Source organism: Nocardia sp. NPDC059177, assembly GCF_042755165.1.
Taxonomy (GTDB): domain Bacteria; phylum Actinomycetota; class Actinomycetes; order Mycobacteriales; family Mycobacteriaceae; genus Nocardia.
The window spans coordinates 92942-118990 of sequence record NZ_JBHZBX010000009.1 but is presented as its reverse complement, the minus strand read 5'-3'; the positions used below and the strand labels follow the sequence as shown (position 1 = coordinate 118990).

General features: G+C 68.3%; 27 protein-coding genes and 1 pseudogene. 17 read left to right on the top strand and 11 right to left on the bottom strand.

All coding sequences use genetic code 11. The annotated features are described in order from the left end of the window. Positions 1-12 precede the first annotated feature (12 nt). Positions 13-1371 carry an MFS transporter gene (locus ACFXK0_RS14150; protein ID WP_379410551.1) on the bottom strand — a complete coding sequence of 453 codons (1359 nt, stop codon included), beginning with the start codon at positions 1369-1371 and terminating at the stop codon, positions 13-15. 156 nt (positions 1372-1527) lie between these two features. On the opposite strand from ACFXK0_RS14150, the gene ACFXK0_RS14145 reads away from it, so the two are divergent. Together ACFXK0_RS14145 and ACFXK0_RS14140 are read left to right on the top strand one after the other, a co-directional pair. Further along, a complete protein-coding gene (locus tag ACFXK0_RS14145) occupies positions 1528-2115 on the top strand; it encodes an NADPH-dependent FMN reductase (protein WP_379410550.1) in 588 nt (195 codons plus the stop codon). Continuing rightward, entirely contained in the window at positions 2112-3569 is a 1458-nt protein-coding gene (locus ACFXK0_RS14140) for a DHA2 family efflux MFS transporter permease subunit (protein WP_379410549.1), read from the top strand. Before ACFXK0_RS14145 ends, ACFXK0_RS14140 begins: the two co-directional genes overlap by 4 nt. Before the next feature lie 43 nt (positions 3570-3612). Here the strand turns inward: ACFXK0_RS14140 and mscL are convergent, their stop codons facing one another. Then, entirely contained in the window at positions 3613-4050 is a 438-nt protein-coding gene (gene mscL, locus ACFXK0_RS14135) for a large conductance mechanosensitive channel protein MscL (RefSeq protein WP_379410698.1), read from the bottom strand. 206 nt (positions 4051-4256) lie between these two features. Then, on the bottom strand, positions 4257-4991 hold the full coding sequence (locus tag ACFXK0_RS14130; RefSeq protein WP_379410548.1) for an SDR family NAD(P)-dependent oxidoreductase: 735 nt from the start codon (positions 4989-4991) through the stop codon (positions 4257-4259). Between the two features lie 140 nt (positions 4992-5131). Here ACFXK0_RS14130 and ACFXK0_RS14125 point away from each other — a divergent pair, with 140 nt between their 5' ends. Beyond that, on the top strand, positions 5132-5956 hold the full coding sequence (locus ACFXK0_RS14125; protein WP_379410547.1) for an alpha/beta fold hydrolase: 825 nt from the start codon (positions 5132-5134) through the stop codon (positions 5954-5956). A 32-nt stretch (positions 5957-5988) separates the two neighbouring features. Here the strand turns inward: ACFXK0_RS14125 and ACFXK0_RS14120 are convergent, their stop codons facing one another. The 5 genes from ACFXK0_RS14120 to ACFXK0_RS14100 form a co-directional block, all read right to left on the bottom strand. Further along, positions 5989-7134, bottom strand: coding sequence for a Fic family protein (locus ACFXK0_RS14120; RefSeq protein ID WP_379410546.1), 1146 nt, complete (start codon positions 7132-7134; stop codon positions 5989-5991). A 132-nt stretch (positions 7135-7266) separates the two neighbouring features. Continuing rightward, positions 7267-8229 carry an esterase/lipase family protein gene (locus ACFXK0_RS14115; protein ID WP_379410545.1) on the bottom strand — a complete coding sequence of 321 codons (963 nt, stop codon included), beginning with the start codon at positions 8227-8229 and terminating at the stop codon, positions 7267-7269. Positions 8230-8431: 202 nt separating this feature from the next. Next, positions 8432-9559, bottom strand: coding sequence for a hypothetical protein (locus tag ACFXK0_RS14110; protein WP_379410544.1), 1128 nt, complete (start codon positions 9557-9559; stop codon positions 8432-8434). Then, positions 9556-10404: an SDR family oxidoreductase gene (locus tag ACFXK0_RS14105; protein ID WP_379410543.1), complete on the bottom strand. Its 849-nt coding sequence runs from the start codon at positions 10402-10404 to the stop codon at positions 9556-9558. Before ACFXK0_RS14105 ends, ACFXK0_RS14110 begins: the two co-directional genes overlap by 4 nt. Positions 10405-10496: 92 nt before the next feature. Beyond that, positions 10497-11144 carry a TetR/AcrR family transcriptional regulator gene (locus ACFXK0_RS14100; RefSeq protein ID WP_379410542.1) on the bottom strand — a complete coding sequence of 216 codons (648 nt, stop codon included), beginning with the start codon at positions 11142-11144 and terminating at the stop codon, positions 10497-10499. Between the two features lie 107 nt (positions 11145-11251). Here ACFXK0_RS14100 and ACFXK0_RS14095 point away from each other — a divergent pair, with 107 nt between their 5' ends. Then, entirely contained in the window at positions 11252-12259 is a 1008-nt protein-coding gene (locus ACFXK0_RS14095; RefSeq protein ID WP_379410541.1) for an alpha/beta hydrolase, read from the top strand. 41 nt (positions 12260-12300) lie between these two features. Here the strand turns inward: ACFXK0_RS14095 and ACFXK0_RS14090 are convergent, their stop codons facing one another. Further along, positions 12301-14052 (bottom strand): FAD-binding protein, encoded by a 1752-nt coding sequence (locus tag ACFXK0_RS14090; RefSeq protein ID WP_379410697.1) that lies wholly within the window; start codon positions 14050-14052, stop codon positions 12301-12303. Positions 14053-14478: 426 nt separating this feature from the next. Between ACFXK0_RS14090 and ACFXK0_RS14085 the strand changes: the two genes are divergently transcribed. The 3 genes from ACFXK0_RS14085 to ACFXK0_RS14075 all read left to right on the top strand — a co-directional run bounded on the left by ACFXK0_RS14085 (position 14479) and on the right by ACFXK0_RS14075 (position 17463). After that, positions 14479-15471, top strand: coding sequence for an alpha/beta hydrolase (locus ACFXK0_RS14085; protein ID WP_379410540.1), 993 nt, complete (start codon positions 14479-14481; stop codon positions 15469-15471). A gap of 154 nt (positions 15472-15625) precedes the next feature. Continuing rightward, positions 15626-16984, top strand: a complete 1359-nt coding sequence (gene mshA, locus ACFXK0_RS14080; protein ID WP_379410696.1) for a D-inositol-3-phosphate glycosyltransferase — start codon at positions 15626-15628, stop codon at positions 16982-16984. Further along, a complete protein-coding gene (locus tag ACFXK0_RS14075; protein ID WP_379410539.1) occupies positions 16981-17463 on the top strand; it encodes a YbjN domain-containing protein in 483 nt (160 codons plus the stop codon). Before mshA ends, ACFXK0_RS14075 begins: the two co-directional genes overlap by 4 nt. A gap of 39 nt (positions 17464-17502) precedes the next feature. Here ACFXK0_RS14075 and ACFXK0_RS14070 read toward each other — a convergent pair whose 3' ends face one another. Then, a complete protein-coding gene (locus tag ACFXK0_RS14070; RefSeq protein WP_379410538.1) occupies positions 17503-18678 on the bottom strand; it encodes a lipase family protein in 1176 nt (391 codons plus the stop codon). A 189-nt stretch (positions 18679-18867) separates the two neighbouring features. On the opposite strand from ACFXK0_RS14070, the gene ACFXK0_RS14065 reads away from it, so the two are divergent. The 8 genes and pseudogenes from ACFXK0_RS14065 to ACFXK0_RS14030 all read left to right on the top strand — a co-directional run bounded on the left by ACFXK0_RS14065 (position 18868) and on the right by ACFXK0_RS14030 (position 23338). Continuing rightward, positions 18868-19761, top strand: coding sequence for an ROK family protein (locus ACFXK0_RS14065; protein ID WP_379410537.1), 894 nt, complete (start codon positions 18868-18870; stop codon positions 19759-19761). Between the two features lie 93 nt (positions 19762-19854). Next, a complete protein-coding gene (locus ACFXK0_RS14060) occupies positions 19855-20031 on the top strand; it encodes a hypothetical protein (RefSeq protein WP_379410536.1) in 177 nt (58 codons plus the stop codon). Between the two features lie 27 nt (positions 20032-20058). Then, positions 20059-20796: a phosphoglyceromutase gene (locus tag ACFXK0_RS14055; protein WP_379410535.1), complete on the top strand. Its 738-nt coding sequence runs from the start codon at positions 20059-20061 to the stop codon at positions 20794-20796. Between the two features lie 135 nt (positions 20797-20931). Next, positions 20932-21264, top strand: coding sequence for a helix-turn-helix domain-containing protein (locus tag ACFXK0_RS14050; RefSeq protein WP_379410694.1), 333 nt, complete (start codon positions 20932-20934; stop codon positions 21262-21264). After that, the gene (locus tag ACFXK0_RS14045; protein ID WP_379410534.1) at positions 21261-22097 is read left to right on the top strand and encodes an ImmA/IrrE family metallo-endopeptidase; all 837 of its coding nucleotides are present in this window, start codon (positions 21261-21263) and stop codon (positions 22095-22097) included. Before ACFXK0_RS14050 ends, ACFXK0_RS14045 begins: the two co-directional genes overlap by 4 nt. Beyond that, positions 22094-22723 (top strand): hypothetical protein, encoded by a 630-nt coding sequence (locus ACFXK0_RS14040; protein ID WP_379410533.1) that lies wholly within the window; start codon positions 22094-22096, stop codon positions 22721-22723. Before ACFXK0_RS14045 ends, ACFXK0_RS14040 begins: the two co-directional genes overlap by 4 nt. 29 nt (positions 22724-22752) lie before the next feature. After that, positions 22753-22857, top strand: a pseudogene (locus ACFXK0_RS14035) (phosphoglyceromutase); the annotation flags it as partial. Positions 22858-22990: 133 nt separating this feature from the next. Further along, on the top strand, positions 22991-23338 hold the full coding sequence (locus ACFXK0_RS14030) for a DoxX family protein (RefSeq protein ID WP_379410532.1): 348 nt from the start codon (positions 22991-22993) through the stop codon (positions 23336-23338). 5 nt (positions 23339-23343) lie between these two features. Here ACFXK0_RS14030 and ACFXK0_RS14025 read toward each other — a convergent pair whose 3' ends face one another. Further along, on the bottom strand, positions 23344-23844 hold the full coding sequence (locus tag ACFXK0_RS14025; RefSeq protein ID WP_379410531.1) for a hypothetical protein: 501 nt from the start codon (positions 23842-23844) through the stop codon (positions 23344-23346). 271 nt (positions 23845-24115) lie between these two features. On the opposite strand from ACFXK0_RS14025, the gene ACFXK0_RS14020 reads away from it, so the two are divergent. After that, positions 24116-25354 carry a sensor histidine kinase gene (locus ACFXK0_RS14020; RefSeq protein WP_379410530.1) on the top strand — a complete coding sequence of 413 codons (1239 nt, stop codon included), beginning with the start codon at positions 24116-24118 and terminating at the stop codon, positions 25352-25354. Beyond that, positions 25351-26040 (top strand): response regulator transcription factor, encoded by a 690-nt coding sequence (locus ACFXK0_RS14015; RefSeq protein WP_278261559.1) that lies wholly within the window; start codon positions 25351-25353, stop codon positions 26038-26040. Before ACFXK0_RS14020 ends, ACFXK0_RS14015 begins: the two co-directional genes overlap by 4 nt. The last annotated feature ends 9 nt before the right edge of the window (positions 26041-26049 follow it).

Genomic DNA, 26049 nt, shown 5'->3' with positions numbered 1-26049 from the left:
TGTTCGGCGCGGTCAGGCCAGGGCTGGGGTGCGGGTGGGCCAGTGGGGGTGGTTGGGGTCGATGACGAAGGGGTGGGTGTGTTGGAAGTGGCGGGGGCCGACTTGGATGGCGTCGGTGAGGATGGTCGGGTCGACATCGCCGAGTTCGTGGATGTGGGTGATTTCCGTGGGGTCGTGGTGTGGCCAGAGGCGGAGGGCGGCGGTGGTGCCGAGTGCGGCGATGACGGCCAGGGTGATCCAGGTGGTGGTGAAACCGGCGGTGGTGGCCAGCCAGCCGGTGATCGGGTAGGTGATCAGCCAGGCCAGGTGGGAGAGTGAGAATTGGGCGGCGAAAAGGGCGGGGCGGTCTTCGGGGCGGGCCGAGCGGCGTAGGACGCGGCCGGTGGGGGTGAGGATCAGGGCGCTGCCGGTGCCGATGACGGCCCAGGTGGTGAGGGCGGCGGGCCAGCCCCAGGTGCCGGTGGGCGCGAGGGAGAGCGCGATCGCGGCGGCCAGGCCGGTGAGGAGGACGGTCGCGCCGAGGAGCATCACCGGGCGTTCGCCGCGCCGGTCCAGGATCCTGGGCAGGGTCAGGGCGACGAGCATGGTGCCGAGACCGTTGGCGGCCAGCAGCATCGCGACGCCGGACTGATCGCCGCCCAGCACATCCCGCGCGTAGTTCACGGTGTTGACCATGACCACCGAGCCTGCCGCGGCGACCACCAGGTTCAGCCCGAGCAGTCCGCGCAGTCGCGGGGTCGCGGCGAACAGGCGCAGTCCGGCCACCAGCCGCTCCCGGATGGCGCCGTCGCCGGTCACGGCATCCGGAATCCGCGCGGCCAGTACCAGCGCGACCGAGACCGCGAAGCCGAGGCCGGTGCCGACGAACAGCCAGTGGAAGCTGAGCACACTCAGGGCCAGCGCCGCCAGCATCGGGCTGAGCAGTGTTTCCATGGTCGCCGCGAGCTGGGCGGCCGAGAGCGCCCTGGTGTAGTCGCGCTCGTCGGGCAGGATGTCGGGCAGGACGGCCTGGTAGGTGGGGGTGTAGGCGGCCGAGGCGATCTGCAGCAGGGTGATCAGCACGTAGATCTGCCAGATCTGGTCGACGAACGGCAGTGCGAGCACGATCGCGCCGCGAATGCCGTTGAGCGCGGTCAGGAACTGCCTGCGCGGTAGCCGCCCCGCGTAGGCGCCCGCGATCGGCGCGACGGTCACGTAGGCGATCATCTTCAGGGTCAGGGCCGTGCCGAGCACGATGGCCGCGTTCCCGCCGGCCAGTTCGTAGGCGAGCAGCCCGAGCGCGACGGTGGTCAGGCCGGTGCCGAACAGGGCGGCCACCTGCGCGGTGAACAGCAACCGGTAGTCGCGGTGGGCGAACAGTGAGGTGGTCATGGTGGTCGGCCCTCCAGAAGATGCTCATCTGCGTATGAATGCAGAAAGCTTTATAGGGCGGCGTTTATTCCCGCCGCTTGACCTGAAGGGAACTTCAGGTTGCACCGTTGAGCGCAGCGGCGGACGAGCGGCCGCCCACGAAGTCGGAGGAATGTCATGAGCGCCACGGTTGAGCACGACAGCATCGCCACCCCGCTGCGGGTCGCAGTCGTCATCGGCAGCACGAGGGAGGGACGCTTCGGACCGACCGTCGCCGACTGGTTCGTCCGGCAGGCAGGCCTGCGTGACACGCTGCGCGTCGACGTCGTCGACACCGCCCAGGTCGCACTGCCGCACGCCTTCGGTGCGGCCACCACCCACGCCTCGGTCCCCGAGGCCACCGAAAAGCTCTCCCGCGCGGACGCTTTCGTCGTGGTCACACCCGAGTACAACCACAGCTACCCGGGCACGCTGAAGAACCTGATCGACAGCCATCACACCGAATGGCAGGCCAAACCGGTCGGCTTCGTCTCCTACGGCGGCATCTCCGGTGGCCTGCGCGCCGTGGAACACCTGCGCCCGGTCTTCGCCGAACTGCACGCGGTCACCGTCCGCGACTCGGTCGCCCTGACGAACCCGTGGGGCAGCTTCGACGGTGTGTCCGACCCGGACGCCGACAAGGCCGCCGGCATCCTGCTCGACCAGCTGATCTGGTGGGGCGAAGCCCTGCGCACCGCCCGCGCCGTTCGTCCGTACGGGAAGTGACCGCCGTGCTGACCACGACGACGACACCGGCCCCCACCCGCGATCCGATGCGCATCGCGCTGGTGCTGGTGGTCGGGATGATCATGGCGACCCTCGATCAGACGATCGTCAATGTCGCCATCAACAAGCTCTCGGTCGAGTTCGACGCCGGCCTGAGCACGATCCAGTGGGTGGCCACCGGCTATTCCCTCGCCCTCGGCGCGGTGGTGCCGACCTCGGCCTGGCTGGTCGGCCGGTTCGGCGCCAAACGGCTGTACCTGATCGCGATCACCGCGTTCGCGTTCGGTTCGGTACTGGCCGGCATGGCCTGGAACATCGAGTCGCTCATCGCATTTCGTGTGGTGCAGGGCGCGAGCGGCGGTCTGCTGATGCCGGTCGCCATGACCATCCTGCTGCGGGCGGCCGGACCGGAACGGCTGGGCCGGTTGATGAGCACGCTCGGCCTGGCGATCCTGGTCGGCCCGCTGCTGGGGCCGGTGATCGGCGGCTATCTCATCGACGAGGTGTCGTGGCGGTGGATGTTCCTGCTGAACCTGCCGCTGGGCGCGCTGGTGCTGGTGCTGGCCGCGCGGGTGGTGCCCGACGACGCGCCGGAGCCGTCGCGTCCGCTCGATGTCGTCGGGTTGCTGCTGATGTCGCCCGGTCTGGCGCTGGTGATCTACGGCGTGACCGCGGCGGGGGAGAGCGCCGGCTTCGCGACACCGTCGGTGCTGGTGCCGCTGCTGGCCGGGATGGGATTGATCGCCGCGTTCGCGCTGCGGTCACTGAGCGTCGCGGTGCCGCTGCTGGATCTGCGTGTGCTCGGCAACCGTACGACCGGAATCTCGGCGACGCTGCTGGCGCTGTTCGCGAGCGGATACTTCGGTTCGATGCTGTTGCTGCCGTTGTACTTCCAGGTGGTGCGCGGCGAATCCGCGCTGGTGGCAGGCGCTCTCGGCATTCCATTCGCGCTCGCATCCGGTGCGACCATGCAGGTGGCTGGTCGGCTGATCGACCGGATTCCGCCGGGGCGGTACCTGCCGGTGTCGATCACGGTGGCGCTCACCGGCTTCGTGTCGTTCGTGCTCCAGCTCGACGCGGACGCGCCGTACTGGGCGCTGGGCCTGAGCATGCTGCTGATGGGCGCGGGCGGCGGCGGCACGATGATGCCGGTCATGACCACCGCGACCCGCCCGCTCAGCCGCGAGCAGCAGCCCGCCGGGTCGACGGTGCTGAACATGATCAGCACCACCGCCATGGCGATCGGCACCGCGGTGGCCTCGGTGACCCTGGGTGCGCTGCTGCCGGTGACCGGCGGGCTCCAGGCCCTGCACGGCATGGACCCGGCCCAGCGCGCCGAGCTGGCCCCGGCGCTGGCCGAGGCGTTCCAGCACACCTATCTGATCGCCCCGGTGATGATCGCCCTGGCGATGATTCCGGCGTTGCTGCTGCCCCGGCGGGCCGCGGCGCAGTGACCTCGATCGATCGAGCCGGTGCGCGCCGGCTCGATCGGCGGTCTCAGACCGACTCGGTGGCGCGTTCCTTGCTCAGCGCCTCGGTCTGCGCGGTGCTCATACCCTGCTGCTTGGCCAGCAGATCGCGGATCTCGATGAGCAGCTCGGTCTCGGTCGGCTCGGCGTCCTTGGTGGTGCCGAACTTGTTCTTGAGCGACTTCATCGGCAGCATCAGCACGAAGTACAGGACCGCCGCGACCACGAAGAAGTTGATGAACGCGGTGATGATCGGGCCGACGGCGATGAAGGTCGCCGGCTTGCCCGCGATCAGCTGCACGCCCAGGCCCAGCTCATTGGTCGACCCGAACACCGCGAGCAGCGGGTTGACCAGCCCCTTGGTGAACGCGGTGACCACGGCGGTGAAGGCGGTACCCATGACCACCGCGACCGCGAGGTCGATGACGTTTCCCCGCATCAGGAAATCTTTGAACCCGTCGAACACGGACTTGACACTGCGCATCGGTGAAGCACTCCTAAGACTGGCTATCGGCAAACGTGGAGATGCTATCGACTGTTCTGGTCGGTAGCGAATTCACAGCTACATCGCTGGGCCGTACAGGGCAGTATCAGGTCCGTGCGGCCGGTCCGCCACTCGAACGGCGCGATCCCCGGATTCGGTTGCCCGGTCCGGGGATTGAACACCGCAGGTCAGGAGCGTCGCGCGAACGCGCCGGGGCCCGCCTGGTCACGGGGCTTGACGACGATGGTGTCGAGGTTCACGTGCGCCGGACGCGAGGCGGCGAAGCCGACGATCTCGGCGATGTCGGCGGCATAGAGCGGGTCGATGCCCTGGTAGACCTTGGCGGCGCGCTCGGCGTCGCCGTCGAAGCGGACCAGGGAGAACTCGGTCGCGACCGCGCCGGGCGCGATCTCGGTGAGCCGGACCGGCTGACCGAGCAGCTCGTCGCGCAAGGTGCGGTGCAGTACGGCCTGGGCGTGCTTGGCTGAGGTGTAGCCGGAGCCGTTGGGGTAGGCGTGGAAGGCGGCGATCGAGGTGATGGTGACGATGAGGCCGTCGCCGGAGTCGATCAGTTTGGGCAGCAGGGCCTTGGTCAGGCGCAGGGTGCCCAGCACGTTGGTCTCCCACATCCAGCGCCAGTCGTCGAGGTCGGCGTCGAGCACCGAGGCCAGGCCCTTGGCGCCGCCCGCATTGTTGACCAGCACGTTCACCTGGCCGATCGCGTCGGTGAAGGCACGCACCGAGTCCTCGTCGGTGACATCGAGCGCGAGCGCGGTGCCGCCGATCTCCTCGGCCAGCGCCTGCACCCGGTCGAACCGCCGCGCGCCCACGTAGACATGAAAGCCCTGCTTCGCGAGTTCGCGGGCGGTGGCTTCTCCGATGCCGGAACTGGCTCCGGTGACGACAGCGGTACGAGTGCTCATGCGCCGATCGTATTATTTGGTGGCTGGTGCCGCGGTTCTCGGCCCTTAACCCCTACCTCTTCCCTCCCTCCGGGCACTCCTTCGTCGCACCCTCCGGTCAGTCCAGAGGCAGGGGGCGGGCCGAGAACTACTCTGTCGGCATGGCTATTCGCGATGCTGTCAGTGCCGATGGAACGACGATCGTCTACCGGGTGACCGGCCCGGAGACCGGCAGGCCGCTGGTGCTGCTGCACGGCTGGGCGGGCAATCTGCGCTGCTGGGGCGCCGCGGCCGACGATCTCGCCGAGCGGTACCGCGTCATCGCCGTCGACCTGCGCGGGCACGGCTACTCCGACGATCCGGGCGCTGGTTACGACGATCCCAAGGCGTGGGCCGCCGATGTTGCCGCGGTGCTGGCGGCCGAGGGGATCGAGTCCGGTGCGGTGCTGCTTGGCTGGTCCTACGGCGGCATCGTCGCCACCGACTACCTGGCAACCTGCGGTACCGGGGCAGTCGCGGGTGTCGTGTACTGCGGCGCGAACGCCCATATCGGGCGCGATGTGCCCGGTGCGGCGCCCGGCCCCGCCATGGCGAAGGCCATCCCTGGGGTCTTCGACGAGGCGGCGGGACGGGCTGTGCGGGCCTTCGCGGTCTTCGGCAACGCCAATACCGGCCCCGGCGAGGACAAGGGCCCCGACGCCCAGCGCCTCTTCGGCGGCAGCCTCGCCACCCCGCCCTCGGTCCGCAAGGCCCTGTTCTACCGAACCGTCGACAACACCGAGACCCTGCGCGCCCTCGACATCCCGGTCCTGGTCCTGCACGGCACCGCCGACCCGGTCGTCCCGATCGAGAACGGCCGCTACATCGCCGACAACGCCCCCCAGGTGACCACCTCCTACTGGGACGGCGCCCAGCACGGCCTGTTCATCGAGGACCGAGCCCGTTTCGTCGCCGAGGTGAGCGCCTTCGTCGACGGACTGGCCTAGTCGATGGCATCGCTGAGACATCGTCTCCGGTCTCAGGCTTCGGTCAGGTACAGGTCGGAGCGGAGGGTCGGGTAGGGGTCGGTGATGTGGTTGGGGACTTCTTCGCGCAGGGTGGCGCGCAGGGCGATCAGGCGGGAGCCCGCGACATAATGCCGGGCTCGGGTTTCGCCGCGGGGTTCGAGGAGGGCGGCGTCGGTGAGGGCTTTCAGATCTCGGGACGCGGTGCGTTCGTCGATGGCGGCGCGGGTCAGGTAACCGTGGCGGCGGATGCGGAAGCCGATCAGAGCGTCGTAGAGGGCGTCGGTGGTGCGTTCCGGGAGTCGCTCGGCGGCGACCAGTTCATCGAGGCGGGACCACGCGCGCTCGGTGCGGTGCATGCGGCGCTCCACGGTCTGTGACTGGATGTCGTGGGCACGCAGGCTGAACTTCAGCCACAGGTGCGCGTCGCGGTCAGGTGACCAGCGGCCTGGCCCGGTTCGCGCGAGCACCCGGTAGTAGTCCTCGGTGTTGACGCCCAGCCACTCCTCGATGCTGCAGAAGGTCGGCTCGGCCAGGCCGCCGCGTGAGACGAGCAGGGTTTGCAGTGCGCGCGCCATCCTGCCGTTGCCATCCCGGAACGGGTGGATCATGACCAGATTCAGATGCGCCATCGCACCCGCGACGATCGGATCGATATCCGTGGTCAGCGTGCTGACCAGCTCGGCCATCAGCGCCGGAACGGTTTCCGATCCGGGAGCTTCATAGACGGTGTCACCGGTGCGATCGTTGCGTACGTAGATCGGTCCGGTGCGGTACTGACCGGGCCTTTTGCCGAGGTCGTGGCCGAGCAGCATGAAATGCAGCGCGCGGAGGGTCGATTCGTCGACATCCGCGCCGGTCTGTGCCAACGTGAGGACATAGCCGAGTGCCTGCCGATATCCACGGATCTCGGCGAAGGTTTGTTCGTCCGCGGTGAGCGCCTCTTCGTAGTCGACGGCGGCGGCCGCGTCGTCGGTAGCGACTACGTAGCCCTCGATGCTGTTGGAGCCCTGGATCGCGCGGGCCATCAGATTGCGTCGCAGCAGCCCCGGCCAGCGCTTCGGCACGCGCATGGCCGAGGCTACCTTGTCTCGACGTCGATAGATCCCGGCCAGGACGGCCTGATCGGCCGCATCGAGCTCCGGATTGAGGTAGAGCATCGACACCCCTGTCCTGAATTCCTTAGAATCAGGACAATCTTATCAGAATTGTCTCAAGTTTGGAGACATCGATGTCGGCCAATCCGCGACCGCTGAACAAGGCGAGCCGCGCCGTCGGGTCCTGTGGCGAGGTCAGCGAACTCCGGGGAAATACGGAGAGACTGGGAAGCACGGGACCGGGGTCGCGGTCTCGGGGGAGAGCGCGTTGAGCACGAATCGCCACACGCGTTCGCTGTACATGGTCGCCAGATGCTCCGAGAGGTCGACGGGGCAGCCGTCCTGCAGGGTGATGTTGGTGACGTTCGGACCGGACAGATACTGCTGGTCGTAGGGCGTGACGATCTGGTCGTATTTGGTGACCAGGGTCGTGTAGGTGACTCCCGGCCGGGTATCGCCCTGGCCGTAGACCTCGGTGGCCAGCTCGTCGCCGATGGCCTGCTGGGTCAGCGCGGGCGCGACATCGCCCAGGCCGTTGTAGATCCACCATCCCACCGGCGGGATGAAGCTGCGCAGGAACGCGATCGTGTTCAGGGTGGTGCCATGATTGCTGGGCGAGATGCCGACCATCTTGTCGACCTTGGTGTAACCGCCGAGCACGTTGAGGTAGTACAGCGGCATCACACCGCCACCTTGTGAATGGCCGACGAGATCCACCTTCGCGGCGCCGGTGGCGGCGAGTACCTTGTCGACTTCGACGGCCAGCTCGCGGGCCGAGAGCCGGATATCGCCGAGCGCCTGCAACGGGATCTGCCCGGGCAGCCAGGCCAGGTTGCCGTAATTGAAAGTGAACACGCAATAGCCGTTGTTCTTCAGATATGGCGCGCCTGCCTGCCAGGCGATCGCCTGCGACGTGGAGGTGGAGTTCACCAGGATCACCGGATTCGGGTGCTCGGCGCTGGGCCGGCAATTCCAGTCGTTGGCTCCCGGCGGCGCCGTCGCCGGGAACAGTCCGGCGGGCAGGATGCCCGCGCCCAGGTCGAACGGGACCGGCAACGGTCCGGTCGCGGGTTCCTGCGGCTGTGCCGCCGCCGGACCCGCCGCCGTCATCGCGAGCACTGCCCCGACTGCTGCCAGTCCCTTGAACCACGTACGCATTTTCCCTACCCCACAATCGCTGACCGCATCGTCGCGGCACTCGATGCAGCCTACAAAAACGAGGTGTAACACGTCACACAATGCACCAAAACATGTTGACAAATATTCTGTGACATTTCCTGATCAGGGAAACACGAATACCCCTTCCGCATTTACTCGGATATCTCCGAGTGCGAAAGGGGTATTCGTGCCGGATTCAGGTCTACGCGCCGCCCGCGGGGCGCACGATCGTGCCGTAATCGAGTCCGCCGTGACTGTAGGTGGGCACTACCGGCCACTGCCGCTTCCACGGCGCGCATTCCGAGGACGGGATGATCTGCAGCCAGCGCGAGTCGCGCGGTGAGCGCGAGGCCATCATCTTCTCCTTGACCATCGAGTCGTACTGGTCGAGGGAATCCTCGAGGGTGTTGCCGTTGAGCACGACCTCGCGGTTGTAGAAGGAGGCCTGCTGGCGAACGCCCGGGATCTTGGACAGCTCGGGCTGCCAGCTGTCGGCGGCCATGCCGTTCTCCGAGGACACCCAGACGCCGTCCGGGGTGTTGACGACCAGGGAGTGGTTGCCGTCGGTATGGCCGGGGGTCCACAGCAGGCTGACGCCGACGCCGAGTTCGACATCGCCTTCGAAGGTCTCGAGCCGCTCTTGCGGGACGCCGTCCATGCCGCCGTCGACGTACCACGCCCACTGCATCGGGTGCATGGATTCGAAGGTGCCCAGCTCGCGGCGGTGCACCAGCAGCTTCGCGTTCGGGAACAGCGGCTGACGCGGCTCGGTCTCGCCCTCGATGACCTCGTCGCTGCCCATGATCATGCGGACATCCTGGACGTGGAGGTGGTCGAAACTGATGTAGTCGACGTCCTCGTTGCGCAGCCCGAGCTTCGGCAGCACGGTGTCGGGATCGTTGTAGTACTTGACGAACAGGCTTTCGGCGCGCAGCTTCTGGGAGAAGGCCTGCAGCTTGTGGTAGAACGGCGCTTCCGCGGAACCGGCCGCCACCGTGGGCTCCCACACCAGCGTCTTGAGCTTGCCGTCGAAGCCCTCGAACTGGATGACGAACATCCGGTTGATGATCGAGATCATCGGGTTCACGTTCACCGAGTAGCCCTGGAAGGCGAATCGCGCGGGGTAGGGGGCGGCGGCGATGTCGAAGCTCTTGATCGCCTTGACCTGACCCTGCTTCAGGAAGCGTTCCCGGTAGGTCAGCGCGGCCTCGCGGACGGCTTCGAGGCGCTTGCCGCGCGGCCACACATCGTGCACGCCCTCGAACTCTGGGATCGGCCGCACCGTCGAGTTCCGCGCGGTCTGCTGGTCGCTGTCGACTTCGGTGCTCATCGGTTCTCTCCTGTGTTCTCGGTCAGCCCGGCCTCGTACTTCGCGCGGGTGTGGCGGTCGCCGTCGAGCGCGGCCACCTGGTTCGGGATCAGCTTGCGGTACAGCGCTCCGCGCAACTTGTCGGGCAGCAGGCCGGTCAGGGTGATGAGCAGGCTGACCTCACGCGGCACGGTGACGGCGAAGCGGGGGCGGGCGATCACGCCGGCCACCGCGCTCGCGACGTCCTCGGGGGTGAGCATCGCGACCGAGCCGGAGGAGGTGCCGACCGCGAGCTCGGTGTCGACCACCGTGGGCATGACCACCGACAGTTCCACGCCGCTGCCGTGCAGTTCGGCGCGGACCGCGCTGAGGTAGCCGAAGACGCCGTGTTTGGTCGCGGCGTAGCTGGCTTCCCCAGGAGGGGCCAGTTTGGAGGCGGCGGAGGCGACGGTGACGATGTGGCCCCGGCCACGCTTGCGCATCCGCGGCGCGGCGATGCGGACGCCACGAATGACGCCGTGCAGGTTGACGTCGAGCTGGCGGCGGGTCGCGCTCTCGGGCTCCTCGTCGAAGCGTCCGACCCACATCACGCCGGCGTTGTTGACGAGTACATCGACCGGGCCCCACTGCTGCTCCACCGCGTCGATGAACGCGGTGAACGAATCGCTGTCGGTGACATCGAGTGCGAAACCGGCTGCGGTGCCGGGCAATTCGGCGGCAGCGGCCTTCGCGGCCGCTTCGTCGAGGTCGCCGATCGCGACGCGAGCGCCTGCCTCGGCGAGCTGGCGCGCGATGGCCAGGCCGATCCCTCTGGCGGCACCGGTGATCGCGATCACGCGGCCGCGGGTCTCGATAGTCGAGCGCATCTGGGCTGCCCCTTTCCAAGTATGTGACATGTCTACATGTCAGATAGCAGTCGATTATGGCCGCCGCGGACGCGCGTGGCAAGTGTCGCGGGCTATTCGGGGTGGATGTCGGCGCGGCGCAGGCCGGTGAGCGCGGCGAGGAACAGTGTCGTGCAGACCCGGGTCAGCGCCTGCGGCGATTGTCTGCGGCCGGTCATCATCCAGTCCACGAGCAAGTTGTTGACCGCGCCCGACAGCGCGATCGCGGTCAGCTGGGCGTCCTCGCCGGCCTCCGCGCCGAGCTCGGCGGCCCAGACCGCGCCGATCACCTCGGCGAACGCGCGCAGGACGCCGTGGCGCAGCTCCTCGAGTTCGGGATTCACGCCGACGACTTCGATGAGTACCACGCGCGCCCGCCGGGGGTCCGCGGTCAGGTACTCGATGAACGACGACAGGCCGTCGTGCACGGCGGCGGCGATATCGCCGTCGGCGGCGGTGATCGCGGCCCCGGTGGCCGAGTGCAGGTCGGTCACCAGCGCGCCGTACAGCTCGGCCAAGCAGGTCTGGCGGTCCTTGAACGACTCGTAGAAATACCGCTCGGTCAGGCCTGCTGTGCGGCAGATCGCCTTGACCGAGGTCGCGGCGAATCCCGCGGTGCCGAACAACTCCAGCGCGGCTTCGGCGATGGCCGCCCGACGGGCCGCGGTGCGCGCGGCGGCGTCCATGCCGGAATAGCGGCGACCTGGTTGTTTCGGTGCCATCGTCTCGCTTCCGTTCTTCCGGTGATCGGTGTTCACGTGTCATACTGACTCGAACGCATCTGACAGGCATGTATGTCAGATGTTACATCGACAGATGAGGACCCAGCGTGAGCAGTCAATCCGCGGTACTGCCCCTGACCGACAGCGCGCGCGCGGCCGAACCGACCCGGCACACCGAGGTCAGCGTGCGCGCGCACCTGGTCTACGGGCTGGCCAAGGTCATCGGCAAGCAGGGATACCGGATCTGGCCGGTCACCGACTGGGGAATCCGCGCCCTCACGGTGCTCGACACCGTCCTGGGCGCCGTGCCGTCCCCGGTGTCGGTCGCGCGCTCGCGGATCGAGCTGGGCGGAGTTCCGGTGGACCGGCACGTGCCGTCGGCGGTCGCCGCCGACGGGCTCGCCGGCGCGAGCGTGCTGTATCTGCACGGCGGCGGGTTCACCTTCTGCGGCCCTGGCACGCACCGCGCGGTGGTCGCCAGCATGGCGGGCGTGCTCGAGGTGCCGGTGTACTCGGTGCGGTATCGGCAGTTGCCCGACGGCGGCGTCGGTTCGGCGATCCACGACGCCTACGCCGCCTACCGCGCTCTGCTCGACAGCTGCGCGGACCCGGCCAAGGTGATCGTCGCCGGTGATTCCTCGGGCGCCTTCCTGGCGGGCAAGATCTGCGAGTTCGCCGCTCAGGACGGACTGGCTCGCCCGGCCGCCTTTGTCGGCTACTCCCCGCATGTGGATCTCGACGTCGACGCCCGCGACCACGAGTTGCTCCGGCACGACGCGCTGATGCCGGTCTCGGCCTATCGCCGGGTCAAGCGCCTGTGGGCGCGCGGACCGATCCCCGCGCGCGGGGCGCGCTCGCTGCTCGACGTCGACCCGGCGGCCTTTCCGGCGACCTTCCTGGTCGCGGCGACCAGGGAGATGTTCGAAGCCGACATCCTCGATCTGGGCGAGCGGCTCGCCGCGGCGGGCCGGCCGGTCGAGACTCATATCTGGGACCGCCAGGTCCACGCGTTTCCCGTGCTGGACGCGATCCTGCCCGAGAACCGCGAAGTGCTTCGCGATACCGCGGAGTTCCTCCGGCACGCCCTCCCGGAAACCCATCGCGCCGCTGTGTGAGCCGCGCGCGCGAGGGGTTCTCCGAGGGGCGGTACGCGGACTCAGCGGGCGGTGGCGGGCTGGGCCGCGTGCGCGCCGGCGCGGCGGCCGGAATAGACGCAATCGGCCAGTGAGAGACCGCTGACGTAGGAGCTGGTGCACAGGCCGACGGCCGCGCGACCCGCGGCGTACAGGCCGGGGATCGTCGTACCGGCGTCGGTCCGGACCGCGCCGGTGTCCTCCTCGACGCACAATCCGCCCAGTGTGAGCATCGGCATCGGATAGCTGAGCCGGGACTTGAAGGAGATATCGAGCAGCGTGAAGGGGCCCGCCCCGATGCGCCGGCGCAGCTGTCCTGGCTTGCCCATCGGGTCCGGCAGATCGGCATCGATCGCCGCATTGTGCGCCGTGACGGTCGCGCGCAGGCCCGCCGGGTCGATACCGGCGCGCGCGGCGACCTCGGCCACGGTCCCGGCGCGCACGCTGTCGACCCGCAGCAGCCACTCGGCCTGCATCCGCTGGAACCACACCGACTGCGCGCCGATCTGGCCGCGCGCCTCGGCGAGCAATCCGGCGTCGACGAGCAGCCAGGCCCGGTGACCCGGCGCCGCGGCGATGGCCTGGCCCAATGCCGCGCCGTAGCGGGACTCGTCGACCATGCGCTGCCCGTCGACATTCACCGCGATCGATCCGTAGAACGCGCTGGGCGGGGCGATGAACCGCCACGTCGACATCGCGTCCATCCCGCTGGTGGCCGCCCCGAGCGACTGGGCCATGGCGATGCCGCTGCCGTCGTCACCCGCCGTGCCCAGCGGCAGGCCCTCGGCCCACGGGTAGTCCGGGGCGTAGCGGCTCACCATCTCGCCGTTGGCGACGAAACCACCTGTGGTGAGGATGACCCCACCGCGGGCCTGGATCCGCACCGGCGTGCTGTAGCGCCGTTCGATACGGGCCAGCAGCGCCTGTACGGCCTTGCGTAGTCCCGGGTGGTATACGCCGGGCTTCGCGGAGAGCTTGGCCAGCGCGGCGAAACGGCGGCGCACCCGCGCCGGCGCACCGCTGATCGTGGTCGCCTCCACGCCGGTCACCCGGCCGTCCTCGGTCACCAGGCCGGTGACTCTGGTACCGGTCTGGACTCGCACGCCCCGGGCCGCGGCGGTGTCGGCGAGCGGCTGGAACAGCTTCTTGCCCGACACCCCGCGGCCGTGCGCGCGGTGGCCGCGCTGACTGGGCCGCGCCACATCCCGGAATCCGCCGGAGTTCTCGCTGCCGGAGAAGTACAGGTAGTAGTCATCGGTGGGGTAGGAGGTCTTGAACGGGCACAGCGAAGGCTGGAACGGAACGCCCTGCTTGGTCAGCCAATCGATCATGGCCGGTGATTGTTCGCAGAAGCGGCGCAGAGTCTCCTCGCTCACCGTGTCGCCGACCTCGGCGCGCAGATACGCCAGCATATTCTCCACGTCGTCGTCGACGCCTGCCGCGCGCTGGACCCAGGTGCCCGCGCCGGCGTAGACGATGCCGCCCGACAGCGCGGTCGCGCCGCCGCCGAGGTAGCGGTCCAGCGCGAGTACCTCGGCCCCGGCCTCTCGCGCGGCCAGCGCCGCCGCGACGCCGGCGCCGCCGTATCCGACGACGACCACATCGGTCGAAGAGTCCCAGGTCCGCGTCATTGCGTCTGCCTTTCGGGTGAGGGTGCCAACGACAGAACTATAACGTGTTCTAGTAGAGTGGGTGGGAGTCGTGCGCTCGCGGCTGACCTGCCGTTCACCGCGAGGCGCGGTCGGCGCGGTGCGGCGGTGCGCGGTCGGCGGCAGCTATTTTCCGGCAGTCGATAGATCGAATCGTGATCGGCGAAAATTCGGCGGTGTTGCCGAATTCTCGCGACCGAATCGAGCCGACCGGTGACCTGCGCTCGCAATGATTTCGGTGCCGTGATCCGGTGGTCGAGTCGCCTGCGGAGCGTGGCAAAGGTCGCGGCGACGCTGATGCGCGTAGATCAGCCCCTGGCGATCGACATCCCCAGGACCGCGCGGGGTTTCGGCGACCATGCCCGGCCGATGACAGGTGATTCCGTGATACGGCTGTGATTGGGTCGATGGTGCGCTGCATTCGGGCACAGGGCCGCGGAAATTCTTCTGGTAATCGTCACAGAGTTTTCCCGAATCCGTGTGTAGCGTTCGAATATGTCGTTGGATCCGAGAGCAGAGAACAGGATTCGGCGTCGAGATCGGGGTTCGATGATGGCTGGTCGGGCGAGGCGCGCGCGGATCGTCGGGGCGGTGGTGGCCGCCCTGGTCGCAGTGATCGGCGCGGCACCCGTGGCAGTCGCCGCCCCCGCCGATTCCGCCTATATCGACGACCGGCGGACCGAGGCCGACGGCACCATCGATGTCGGCGTCTACTCACCATCGATGGACACGGTCAACCGGGTCCGGGTGCTGCGCGCGGCGAACCCGGACGAGCCGGCGCCGACGCTGTATCTACTCAACGGTGTCGGTGGCGGCGCCGACGGGAACTGGCTCGACCGCACCGATGTGGTGTCGTACTTCGCCGACGAACAGGTCAACGTGGTGATCCCGTTCGGTGGCGCGGGCAGCTACTTCGCCGACTGGCGCGCCGAGGACCCGGTGCTCGGTAAGCAGCGCTGGACCACCTTCCTCACCGAGGAACTGCCCCCGGTGATCGATGCCGCGTTCGGTGGCTCGGGCGCGAACGCCATCGCCGGACTGTCGATGGCGGGTACCTCGGTCTTCCAGCTCGCGCTCGCCGCGCCGGACCTCTACCGGGCGATCGGGTCCTACAGCGGCTGCGTGCGCACCAGCGATCCACGGGGGCAGGCCATCGTGCGCACGGTCGTCGGCAGCAGGCTCGGCAACGCCGCCAATATGTGGGGCCCGCCGACCGACCCGGCGTGGTCGGCCCACGATCCCTATCTGCACGCGGAATCGCTGCGCGGCACCGAGGTCTACATCTCCTCCGGTACCGGCCTGCCCGGCCCGCACGACAACATCGCCGCCCAGGGTGATCCGATCCAGCAGACCTTGCGGCTGCTGTTCGGTGCCGCGCTCGAGGCCGTCACCCATGTGTGCACCATCCAGATGCGGGATCGGTTACGGGCGCTGGAGATCCCCGCGACAGTGAATCTGCGGCCCACCGGTACCCATTCCTGGGGCTACTGGGAACAGGATCTGCACAAGTCGTGGCCGCTGTTCGAGCAGGCGCTGCGTCGGTGAGCGGCCGGACCGTCACGGCCGAAAATCGCTCGCGTGGGCGGCGCGGATCAGGCATCCTCGGAATCGACCGGTGCGTGAACCCGCCCACCGCGACGGTGTGACAGCTGTCACCGATCCCGGTAGGGATGATGGTGGCGGCGTCGCGGCGTGCACACTGGAAGGTGTGAGTCAGCGTCGCCCGGATCTCTTGCCCCACCGCATCGCGGTGCTGTCGGTGCATACCTCACCGCTGGCGCAGCCCGGTACCGGCGACGCGGGCGGCATGAACGTCTACGTGCTGCAGACCGCGCTCGAACTCGCCCGACGCGGCACCGAGGTGGAGATCTTCACCCGCGCGACGTCCTCCGACCTGCCGCCGGTCGCCGAAGCCGCCCCCGGCGTGCTGGTGCGCCACGTGGTGGCCGGGCCGTTCGAGGGCCTCGACAAACACGAGCTGCCCACCCAGCTGTGCCCCTTCACCGCCGAGGTGCTGCGCCAGGAAGCGCGCCACCTGCCCGGCTACTACGACCTCGTGCACTCGCACTACTGGCTCTCCGGCCAGGTCGGCTGGCTCACCCGCGACCGCTGGCGGGTCCCGCTGGTACACACCGCGCACACGCTGGCCGCGGTGAAGAACGCCGCGCTGGCCGAGGGCGACACCCCCGAACCCGAGACCAGGGTGATCGGCGAGAAGCAGGTGATCGCCGAGTCCGACCGGCTCGTCGCCAACACCGGCGACGAAGCGCGGCAGCTCGTCGACCTCTACGGCGCCGCACCCGAACGCATCGACGTGGTGCCCCCCGGCGCCGACCTGAGCCGCTACCGGCCCGGTGACAAGCTCGCCGCGCGCACCGAACTCGGCCTGCGTCCCGACGAGCAGATCGTCGCCTTCGTCGGCCGCATCCAGCCGCTCAAGGCACCCGATGTGCTGGTGCGCGCCGCCGCCGAACTGCTGCGCCGCGACCCCGCTCGGAACCTGCGCGTGCTCATCGTCGGCGGACCGTCCGGGACCGGCCTGGCCAGGCCCGACGCGCTCATCGAACTGGCCGCCGACCTGGGCATCGCCGAACGGGTCACCTTCCTGCCGCCGCAGGCCCCCGACCGGCTCGTGCAGGTCTACCGCGCGGCCGACGTGGTCGCCGTGCCCAGCTACAACGAATCCTTCGGCCTGGTCGCCATCGAGGCGCAGGCCAGCGGCACCCCCGTGCTGGCCGCCGACGTCGGCGGGCTCGGCACCGCCGTGCGCGACCGGGAATCCGGACTGCTCGTCGCCGGGCACCGCACCCCCGACTGGGCCGACGCGCTGGCCGCCCTGCTCGACGACCCAGCCCGGTTGACCGCCATGAGCGCCACCGCCGTCGAACACGCGAGCCGCTTCTCCTGGGCGCACACCGCCGAGGGCCTGCTCGACAGCTACGCTGCGGCGATGGCCGGATTCCGGGCCGAACGCGGCCCGATCGCCCTGCACGCGGGCGACGCGGGCCAGGCCAGATCGCGGGCGCTGTGGCGGCGCCGGACAGGAGTACGCAGGTGAGCGCCGTATCGCAGGTCATCGATGACACGCTGCGCGACCGCGAGATCGAATACACCCGCCACAGCGACGACACCTTCATCGTCGTGCTGCCGGGCGAGCGCAAACTGAAGACGACCGTCCTGCTCACCGTCGGCAAGCACGGCGTGCGGATCGAGTCGTTCGTCTGCCGCAAGCCCGACGAGAACTTCGAGGGTGTCTACAAGTACCTGCTGCGACGCAACCGCCGCCTCTACGGCGTGTCCTACACCCTCGACAAGGTCGGCGACATCTACCTCGTCGGCCGGGTCTCGGCCGAGTCGGTCACCTCCGACGAACTCGACCGGATCTTCGGCCAGATCCTGGAAGCCGTCGACACCGACTTCAATGTGCTGCTCGAACTGGGCTTCGCCGAATCCATTCGCCGGGAATGGAAGTGGCGCGTCTCGCGTGGAGAATCACTGAAGAACCTGCGCGCCTTCGAACACCTCATCGACGAATAGGGATTCGGCGGCCGGCGTCGCAGGTTCTCAGCGATCACCTCAGCAGTTGGTCGGCACCGGTTCGTTGCGGAAGCGGGACTCGACGTAGTTCCAGGCATCGATGAACCCGGCCGCCGCCGCGGTCATGTGCTCGGAGATCTCGATCGTCGTGAGCTGCACCGGGGCGCCCTTGGCGCAGAAGTGCGCGACCGATTCGGCGACCGGACCGTACGGGGTCAGGGTGTCGTATTTGCCCTGCCAGATGTAGGTCGGCGCGGTCGGCGCGCCGGTGAAGTGCACCAGGCTGTTCTCCCGGAGCACGCTGCGCGCCACCTCGCTCGACATCAGTTCCTTGGACGCCGCCATCTGCTCGGCATTGCGGAAGACGCCGTGGAACAGCAGGAATCGGCGGCACGCGTCCTTGGTGAACTCGCGGAACCACAGGCCGTTCTCATTGAGCGAATCCGAGACCGGCACCCGCTCCGGGTACTCGCGTTCGATGCCCATCGCGGCGGCGAAGGCCAGCCCGAAACCGGGGTGCGGCGCGAAACCCAGTGCGTCGGCCATCAATTCGAGATCAGCCGGGATACCGCCCGCGACCACCGCGGCGAGCTTCAGCTCCGGTGCGTAGGTCGGCTGGAGCGCGCCCGCCCACGCGGTGGCCATGCCGCCGCCGGAATAGCCGGCGAGCGCGACCGGCGAGGAGCCGACACCCAGCTCGGCGACCTTCTGCACGGCCCGCACACTGTCCAGGGTGACCATGCCGCTGAGCCTGGCCGCACCGTAGGCGACCGTGGGGCCCAGGTAGTCGGGCACCGAGATCGCCCAGCCGCGCTGCAAGGGCAGCATGGCGCCGGGCGCGTCCTGCAGTTCACCGTTGAACAGCGACTGTGACGGATTGCAGCGGGTGCCGATGGAGTTGATCAGCGCCTGGTAGGACACCAGCGGCGGGTTCTGCACGCCGATCGGCAGCAGCACGGTGGTGACGCCCATGATGGCGTTGCCCTGGGAATTGGTGGAGCGGAATGCCACCTGCCAGCCCTCGGTGCCCGGGTAGAGCAGGGTGTCGATGCGGCGGGTGCGCACGACGTCACCGGGCGCGAGTGCGCCGATGTCACCCGGTGCGGTGAAGAACGGATCCGGATCCGGAGTCGGATACAACGGGTTCGCGCCGGCCGGTGCGGCGAGCAAGCCTGCCGTCAGCAGACTCAACACCAGTACAACGAATTTCGACACAGATTTCCTTCATCAATGGAGTACTGCCCAACAATCACGACCCGACCCGTGTGGAAGTATCCAATGAAACGGGCCGATACGTATCGACCAGTAGTCAAGGTGTCGGGTGCCACATCTTGTGAGGGTTCACATCATTGATCGCGGGTCCGGGGTCGCCGGTGCCGGGAACCGGCAAGAACGGGAGTGCGGATGACGGCGCTGGCACTGGATATCGGAGCGACCAAATTCGCTGCCGCCGTGGTGGATTCGGACTACAGCCTGAGTGGGGTGCGTCAGGTGCCTGCCGATCCGGCCGACCCGTGGGCGGCCTGCCGCGAGCTGCTGCGAATTGTGGCGCGCGACATGAGCGTTACTGCGGTCGGGATCGGCGCGGCCGGTCCGGTCGACGGGCCCGGCGGGGTGATCAGCCCGTTGAACCTCGCGCCGTGGCGGGCCGGGTTTCCGATCGTCGAGCAGGTGCGGTCGCTGTTCCCGGACGCGGTGGTGCGGTTGGCGATCGACGGCGCCTGCCTGGTGCTGGCCGAACATCGGGTCGGCGGGCTGCGCGGGGTGGACAACGGGCTGGCGCTGACGGTGTCGTCGGGGGTGGGCGGCGGGATCGTCGCCGACGGGCGAGTGCTGTTGGGGCGTACCGGAAACGCGGGCCACCTCGGGCACATCGTCGTCCCCTGTGACGACACCCCCTGCGCCTGTGGCGGATTCGGCTGTGTGGAGGCAGTGGCCAGCGGGATGTCGTCGGTGCGCTGGGCGCGAGCGCAGGGCTGGACCGGTACCACCGGCGTCGAACTGGGCGCGGCGGCGCGCGACGGTGACCCGATCGCGCTCGCTGCGCTCGCCCGCGCGGGAACCGCACTGGGACAGGCGATCTCCTCGGCGGCCGCGCTGCTCGATGTGGACCGGGTGGTGATCGGCGGTGGTTTCGCGCGGTCGGGCGAGGCGCTGTGGGAGCCGCTGCGGGCCGCCGTCGCCCGGCATGCCCGGCTCGCCTTCGTGCGGGAGCTGTCGGTGCAGCTGTCCACGATCGGTGACGGCGCGACCCTGGTCGGCGCCGGGGTGCTCGCGGTCGAGGCGCAGGCCGGCTGAGCCGGGGCGGCGCGGCGACTCTTCGGTCCAGGCGCATCGGCGCACCGGCGCGTTCGCCCTGGCCGGCGGCCTGGCGCGGGTAGCCTCGGGGAGGTGGCTGCCGACTACGTGCCGGGCGATGTCGTCCATATTCCGGATGGACCGCTGCGAGGAGTGTGCGCCGTGGTGCGCGGGGTGGACACGGCAACCTCCCGATTGCGGGTCGACGCATTGGTCGAGGGCGGCCCGCACGAGATGAGCCTCGGGTTCGACGAGGTGGAGTGGGCCTGAGCTTCGGCGCAATGCCAGAATGGCCCCATGACCTACACCCTCGTGCTGCTGCGCCACGGCGAGAGCGAATGGAATGCCCTCAACTTGTTCACCGGCTGGGTGGATGTGCACCTGACCGACAAGGGCATCGCCGAGGGCAAGCGGGCCGGTGAACTGCTCGCCGAGCACGGTATTCTGCCCGATCTCGTCTACACCTCGCTGCTGCGGCGCGCGATCAGCACCGCCAACAACGCGCTCGACGCCGCCGACCGGCACTGGATCCCGGTCATCCGCGACTGGCGGCTCAACGAGCGCCACTACGGCGACCTGCAGGGCAAGAACAAGGAGCAGGTCCGCGAGCAGTACGGCCAGGACCAGTTCATGCTGTGGCGGCGCAGCTACGACACCCCGCCGCCGCCGATCGCCGACGACAACTCCTACAGCCAGGAAGGCGACCCGCGCTACGCCGGCATCGAGGTCCCCAAGACCGAATGCCTCGAGGACGTCGTCGCCCGGATGATCCCGTACTGGGAGAACACCATCTCCAAGGAACTGCTGACCGGTAAGACCATCCTGGTCGCCGCCCACGGCAACTCGCTGCGCGCGCTGGTCAAGCACCTCGACAACATCTCCGACGAGGACATCTCCAGCCTCAACATCCCCACCGGCATCCCGCTGCGCTACGAACTCGACGAGAACCTGCGCCCGGTGAAGCCGGCCGAATACCTCGACCCCGAAGCCGCCGCCGCAGGCGCGGCCGCCGTCGCCAGCCAGGGCGGCAAGTAGTCCCCAGCTCTCCCCAGCGCCCCGGCCCACCCTGTGGATCGGGGCGCTTGTGTTTGATTGTGGATATTGCCTGTCTGGACGGCGTTCCGTAGAATGAATCATATCTAGAATGTTGATTCAGGAGGTGGCGTGGACATGGTGACGGTGGGCGCTCGAGTCCAGCGTGCGGTCGATGCCGCCGGGCTGAGCCAACGGCAACTGGAAGCGGCGACGGGGATCTCGCAGGCCACGTTGTCGCGGACCCTTCGGGGCGAGCGCGTGGCCAAGATGAACGAGCTGATCGCGATTGCTCAGGCCACCGGGTGTGTGCTGACCGAGTTGACCGGCACTTCAATGGTGTCAGAGCAGGTGCAATGCGCGGCGCGTTCGGCCAACGGTGCTTCGATGGATTCCATGTATGCCCAGGTGCTGCATTTCCTCGAGCTCGATGCCTATCTCGATGACCAGGCAATCGCGGCGGTGGTGTGAGCACCGAATACGAGGGCAAGCAGGCTGCGGCCCGGTTTCGTGCCGACAACAAGCTCGGCTCCGCACCGCTCGGTGACCTCGTCACCTTGATCGAGCAGTTCGTCGGGGCGGATGTCGCGGTGGTCGACACCGAGCCGGATCAGCACGGGATGACAATGCGCCGTGGCATCGACGGTCCGGTGTATGTCGCGGTCGCACGTACACCGCATCCGATGCGCCAGCGCAGTACTCTCGCACACGAGTTGGCGCACATCGTTTTCGGTGATTGGTCCGACAACCCGCAGATCGATTCCGCCGCGCCGGTCGAAAGCCGAGCCAACGCCTTCGCTCGACATCTGCTGATCCCGCAGCAAGGGGTACGGGACATGGTCGCCGGCGAGTACGTCGGCAGCGGCCGGGCGATGTTGTCGGCGGTCGTGCAGCGGTTTCTCGTCTCGCCTAGGATCGCCGCGATCGCGCTGGAACAGGCTGGCTCCATTGATGCGGCCACCAAATCGCAGTGGAAGTCGATCTCCACTCCCAACCTCGCAGCCGAGTTCGGCTGGCTGGACCGATATCAGTCGCTTGCCCGCGAGTCCGACCGCCGCCGACCGCCGCAACGGCTGCTGGCCAGGGCGATATCAGGGTGGCTGCAAAACGCTGTGTCGATCCAGACGATTGCCACATTGAGGGGATCTGACGCCGGCACTGTCGAACGCGAATTACGCGCCGCCGGACTCGAACCCGCTGAGTCGACTGTCGCGCCGGCATGGGCCGCAGCCGCTGAACTTCCCAAGGTCGCATTCGATCTCAGCGAGTTCGACGCAGATCTCGATGACGGCGACACACAGTGAGTTCGCGGCCGGTCATCGACGCGGGCCCGGCGCTGAATTTTCTGGCCATCGATCGTCAGAGGCTGCTGATCGGCGTCCTGGGTCCGATCAGTACTCCGGAAACTGTTGAGCAGGAAGTGCTGCGTAAGGCCCGGACCGACGCACGGTTCAAGTCTGCCGCCCGGCACTGGTCGAAGCTGACACCGAAGTGGATTCAAGTCCTCTCCGACGACTGGCCTGAGCTCGAACCGGTCGTCGCGAGAATAGCGCGAATGTCGATGAGCCAGCGTAGAAGACAGGCCAAAGACCTGGGCGAGCTCATGGTGGTAGCGCACGCGCTCATCAGGGCTGAGCAAGGCCAGAACGTGACCGTGGTGATCGATGACCAGGCCGGCGCCGCGCTCGCGACGGCTGAAGCTCAGCTTCTCGATGGCCGCCGGGCCAACGGAGAGCCGGTCGGGAAGCTCGTGCTGGCAGGCACCCGCACCATTCTCGAAGGCGCCGTCGGGTTGGGCCTGGTGGAAGGTCGAGCTGAAATGCGTTCGCTGTACGCCCGGCTGCGCGAGGTCGATGATGGCTTGATCCCCATCGACCAGACGGGGCTATTGAGCGATCAGGTGTGGATGTCAGTTGCCCGGCCAGGATGATCCTCCAACTCCAGCCGCAACGTCCCACCGTCCCGCTGCGCTGCGAACTCGACGAGAACCTGCGCCCGGTGAAGCCGGCCGAATACCTCGACCCCGAAGCCGCCGCCGCCGTCGCCAGCCAGGGCGGCAAGTAGTCCCCAGCTCTCCCCAGCGCCCCGGCCCACCCTGTGGATCGGGGCGCTGTGCTGTGTGGTGTCACACTCGCGGCGGCTGTGTCGTCAGTCGGGTGGACGCCGCGAGCAGCGCGGCCGCCGAAGGAGAGACCTCATGGATACCGCCTACGTCATCGTCACCGTCGCCGCCGCCCTGTGGGTCGGGTTCTCGGCCTTCTCGTTGCTGCGCCGGGCCGGCTTCGTGGTGGACCCGCTGGTGGAATACGGCGTTCCGCGCAGCTGGTGGACGCCGCTGGGTATCGCGAAGGCGGCGGGTGCGGTCGGTCTGCTGGTCGGGCTCGCCGTCCCGCCGATCGGCGTGGCCGCCGCGATCGGCCTGATCCTGTACTTCACCGGCGCGGTGATCACCGTTTTGCGCGCGCACTCGTACAAGACCGTGGCCTTCCCCGTTCTCTACCTGGCGCCGGTCGCGGTGGCGCTGGGCTTGGGGATCGCGGCCTGAACGCGCTACTTGCTGTCTTTCGCGGCTTGCCGTCGCGCGCCGGCCGCCGCGGAGGACGCCTCGTATTTCTTCCGTCCCGAGGAATCCCGGGTCTCGTCGACGCGGATACGGCCCGCGGAACTCACTTTCCCGTCGGTGCTGTCGATTTCGCTGAACGAGGGCGCGTTCTTACGGGCACGCGCCAACCGCTCTTCCTTCAGCTCGCGAGCGCTCTGTTTCGCGACCTTGGCCAGCTGCCGGCTGACCCGGCTCAGCGCGTCCTCGAACACCTCGGCACGCCCCGCATTGCGCTTGTTCGCCGACTTGCCGGACCCCCGCGCCCCCTTGGCTTCGACCTTGGCCGCGCCCTCCCGCCGGTACAACTTCACATACTTGTTGCGAGCACGCCGAATACGTGAATGCAAGCCGATCAAGTCGCCTTCATCCAGCTTCGCCATCTGCGATTTCTTGGTTTTCCGAACCAGCACGTACTCGTCGTCGGACAAAGAATTCAGAATCTTGTTCATCACGATCCCTTTCCCGCCGAATCCACCCGTGTTTTGGAAAGAATGCTTCCCACAGTAGCTCGCCGCCTGCCGGGGAGGTCGGCAATGTCACAGCGAACATCGGGCGCCGGTAGGCGGGAGCAGGGCGAAACGCCGGGCTGACACGCCCGGTGACCGGGCAGGTGCCTGTCGGGTGAACGGCAGGAGAACGCCGCGCCAAGGGCCTGTGACCTGCGCGAAACTTCTGCGACCCGGCGCCGGGATGTCCCCGGGCACTCGTACGATCATTCTTGTGAGTGTTCCGCAGGCCGTGCTGTTGGCAGTCCTCGCGGCTGTCGTCGGACTGGCAGTCGGTGGCCTGCTGATCCCGTTCGTCAACGCCCGGCAGGCCGCCCGTACCCAGGAAGACACCGGGCTGACCATGTCCCAGGTGCTCGACCTGATCGTGCTCGCCTCCGAGAGCGGCATCGCCGTGGTCGACGAGTACCGCGACGTGGTGCTGGTGAACCCGCGCGCCGAAGAACTCGGCCTGGTCCGCAACCGGTTGCTGGACGAACGCGCCTGGGCGGCGGTGGAGAAGGTGCTCGCCACCGGCGACGCCGCCGAATACGACCTCACCGCCAAGAACCCCTCGCCCGGTCGCGGCCGGATCGCGGTGCGTGGCATCGCCCGCAAACTCTCCCGCGAGGAGACCAGCTTCGTCGTGCTGTTCGCCGACGACGATTCCGAGCAGGCGCGCATGGAAGCGACCCGCCGCGATTTCGTCGCCAATGTCAGCCACGAACTCAAGACCCCCGTCGGCGCGATGAGCCTGCTGGCCGAGGCCATGCTGGAATCGGCCGACGACCCCGAGGCGGTGCGGCACTTCGGTTCGCGCGTGCTGGCCGAATCGCGGCGGCTGGGCAAGATGGTCACCGAACTGATCGCGCTCTCGCGCCTGCAGGGTGCCGAGAAGCTGCCCGATCTGGCTGTCGTCGATGTCGACACGGTGGTGCAGCAGGCGGTCGACCGCTCGCGCACCGCCGCCGAGGCAGCAGGCATCACCGTCAGCACCGACCGGCCCAGCGGGCTGGAAGTGCTCGGTGACGAGACGTTGCTGGTCACCGCGCTGTCGAACCTGGTGGAGAACGCCATCGCGTACTCGCCGCAGGGCTCGCACGTGTCGGTGAGCCGGTCGTTGCGCGGCGATCATGTCGCGATGGCCGTCACCGACCGTGGCATCGGCATCGCCAAGGAAGACCAGGTACGGGTGTTCGAGCGGTTCTTCCGCTCCGACAAGGCCCGTTCCCGCTCGACCGGCGGCACCGGACTCGGCCTGGCCATCGTCAAACATGTGGCGGCCAACCACAACGGTGAAATCACCCTGTGGAGCAAGCTGGGCACCGGCTCGACGTTCACGCTGCGCATCCCCGCTCATCTGGAGACAGAGAGCGAGGAGGACGCGGCGTCGATGCCGGAGCTCACCACGAGAGAAACCATCGCCCAGCGCAACCCCGCTGGTCGAACGAACGGTGTGGAGGCACGCAGATGACGAGTGTGTTGATCGTCGAGGACGAGGAGTCGCTGGCTGACCCGCTGGCATTCCTGCTGCGCAAGGAAGGCTTCGACGTCACCGTCGTCGGCGACGGACCGTCCGCGCTGGCCGAGTTCGACCGCTCCGGCGCCGACATCGTGCTGCTGGACCTGATGCTGCCCGGCATGAGCGGTACCGACGTGTGCAAGCAGTTACGCACCCGCAGCGGCGTGCCGGTGATCATGGTGACCGCGCGCGACAGCGAGATCGACAAGGTCGTCGGGCTGGAACTGGGCGCCGACGACTACGTCACCAAGCCGTACTCGGCGCGCGAGCTGATCGCCCGCATCCGCGCCGTGCTGCGCCGTGGTGCCGGCGACGAGCTGGACTCCAGCAGTGAGAACGGGGTGCTGGAGGCGGGCCCGGTGCGCATGGACGTCGACCGGCACACGGTGCACGTCAACGGCGGCCAGGTGACCCTGCCGCTCAAGGAGTTCGACCTGCTCGAATACCTGTTGCGCAACTCCGGCCGCGTACTCACCCGCGGCCAGCTGATCGACCGTGTGTGGGGCGCCGACTACGTGGGCGACACGAAGACCCTCGACGTGCACGTCAAGCGCCTGCGCTCCAAGATCGAAGCCGACCCGGCCAAGCCCGAACACCTGGTCACCGTGCGCGGCCTGGGCTACAAGCTGGAAGCCTGACCGCTACCA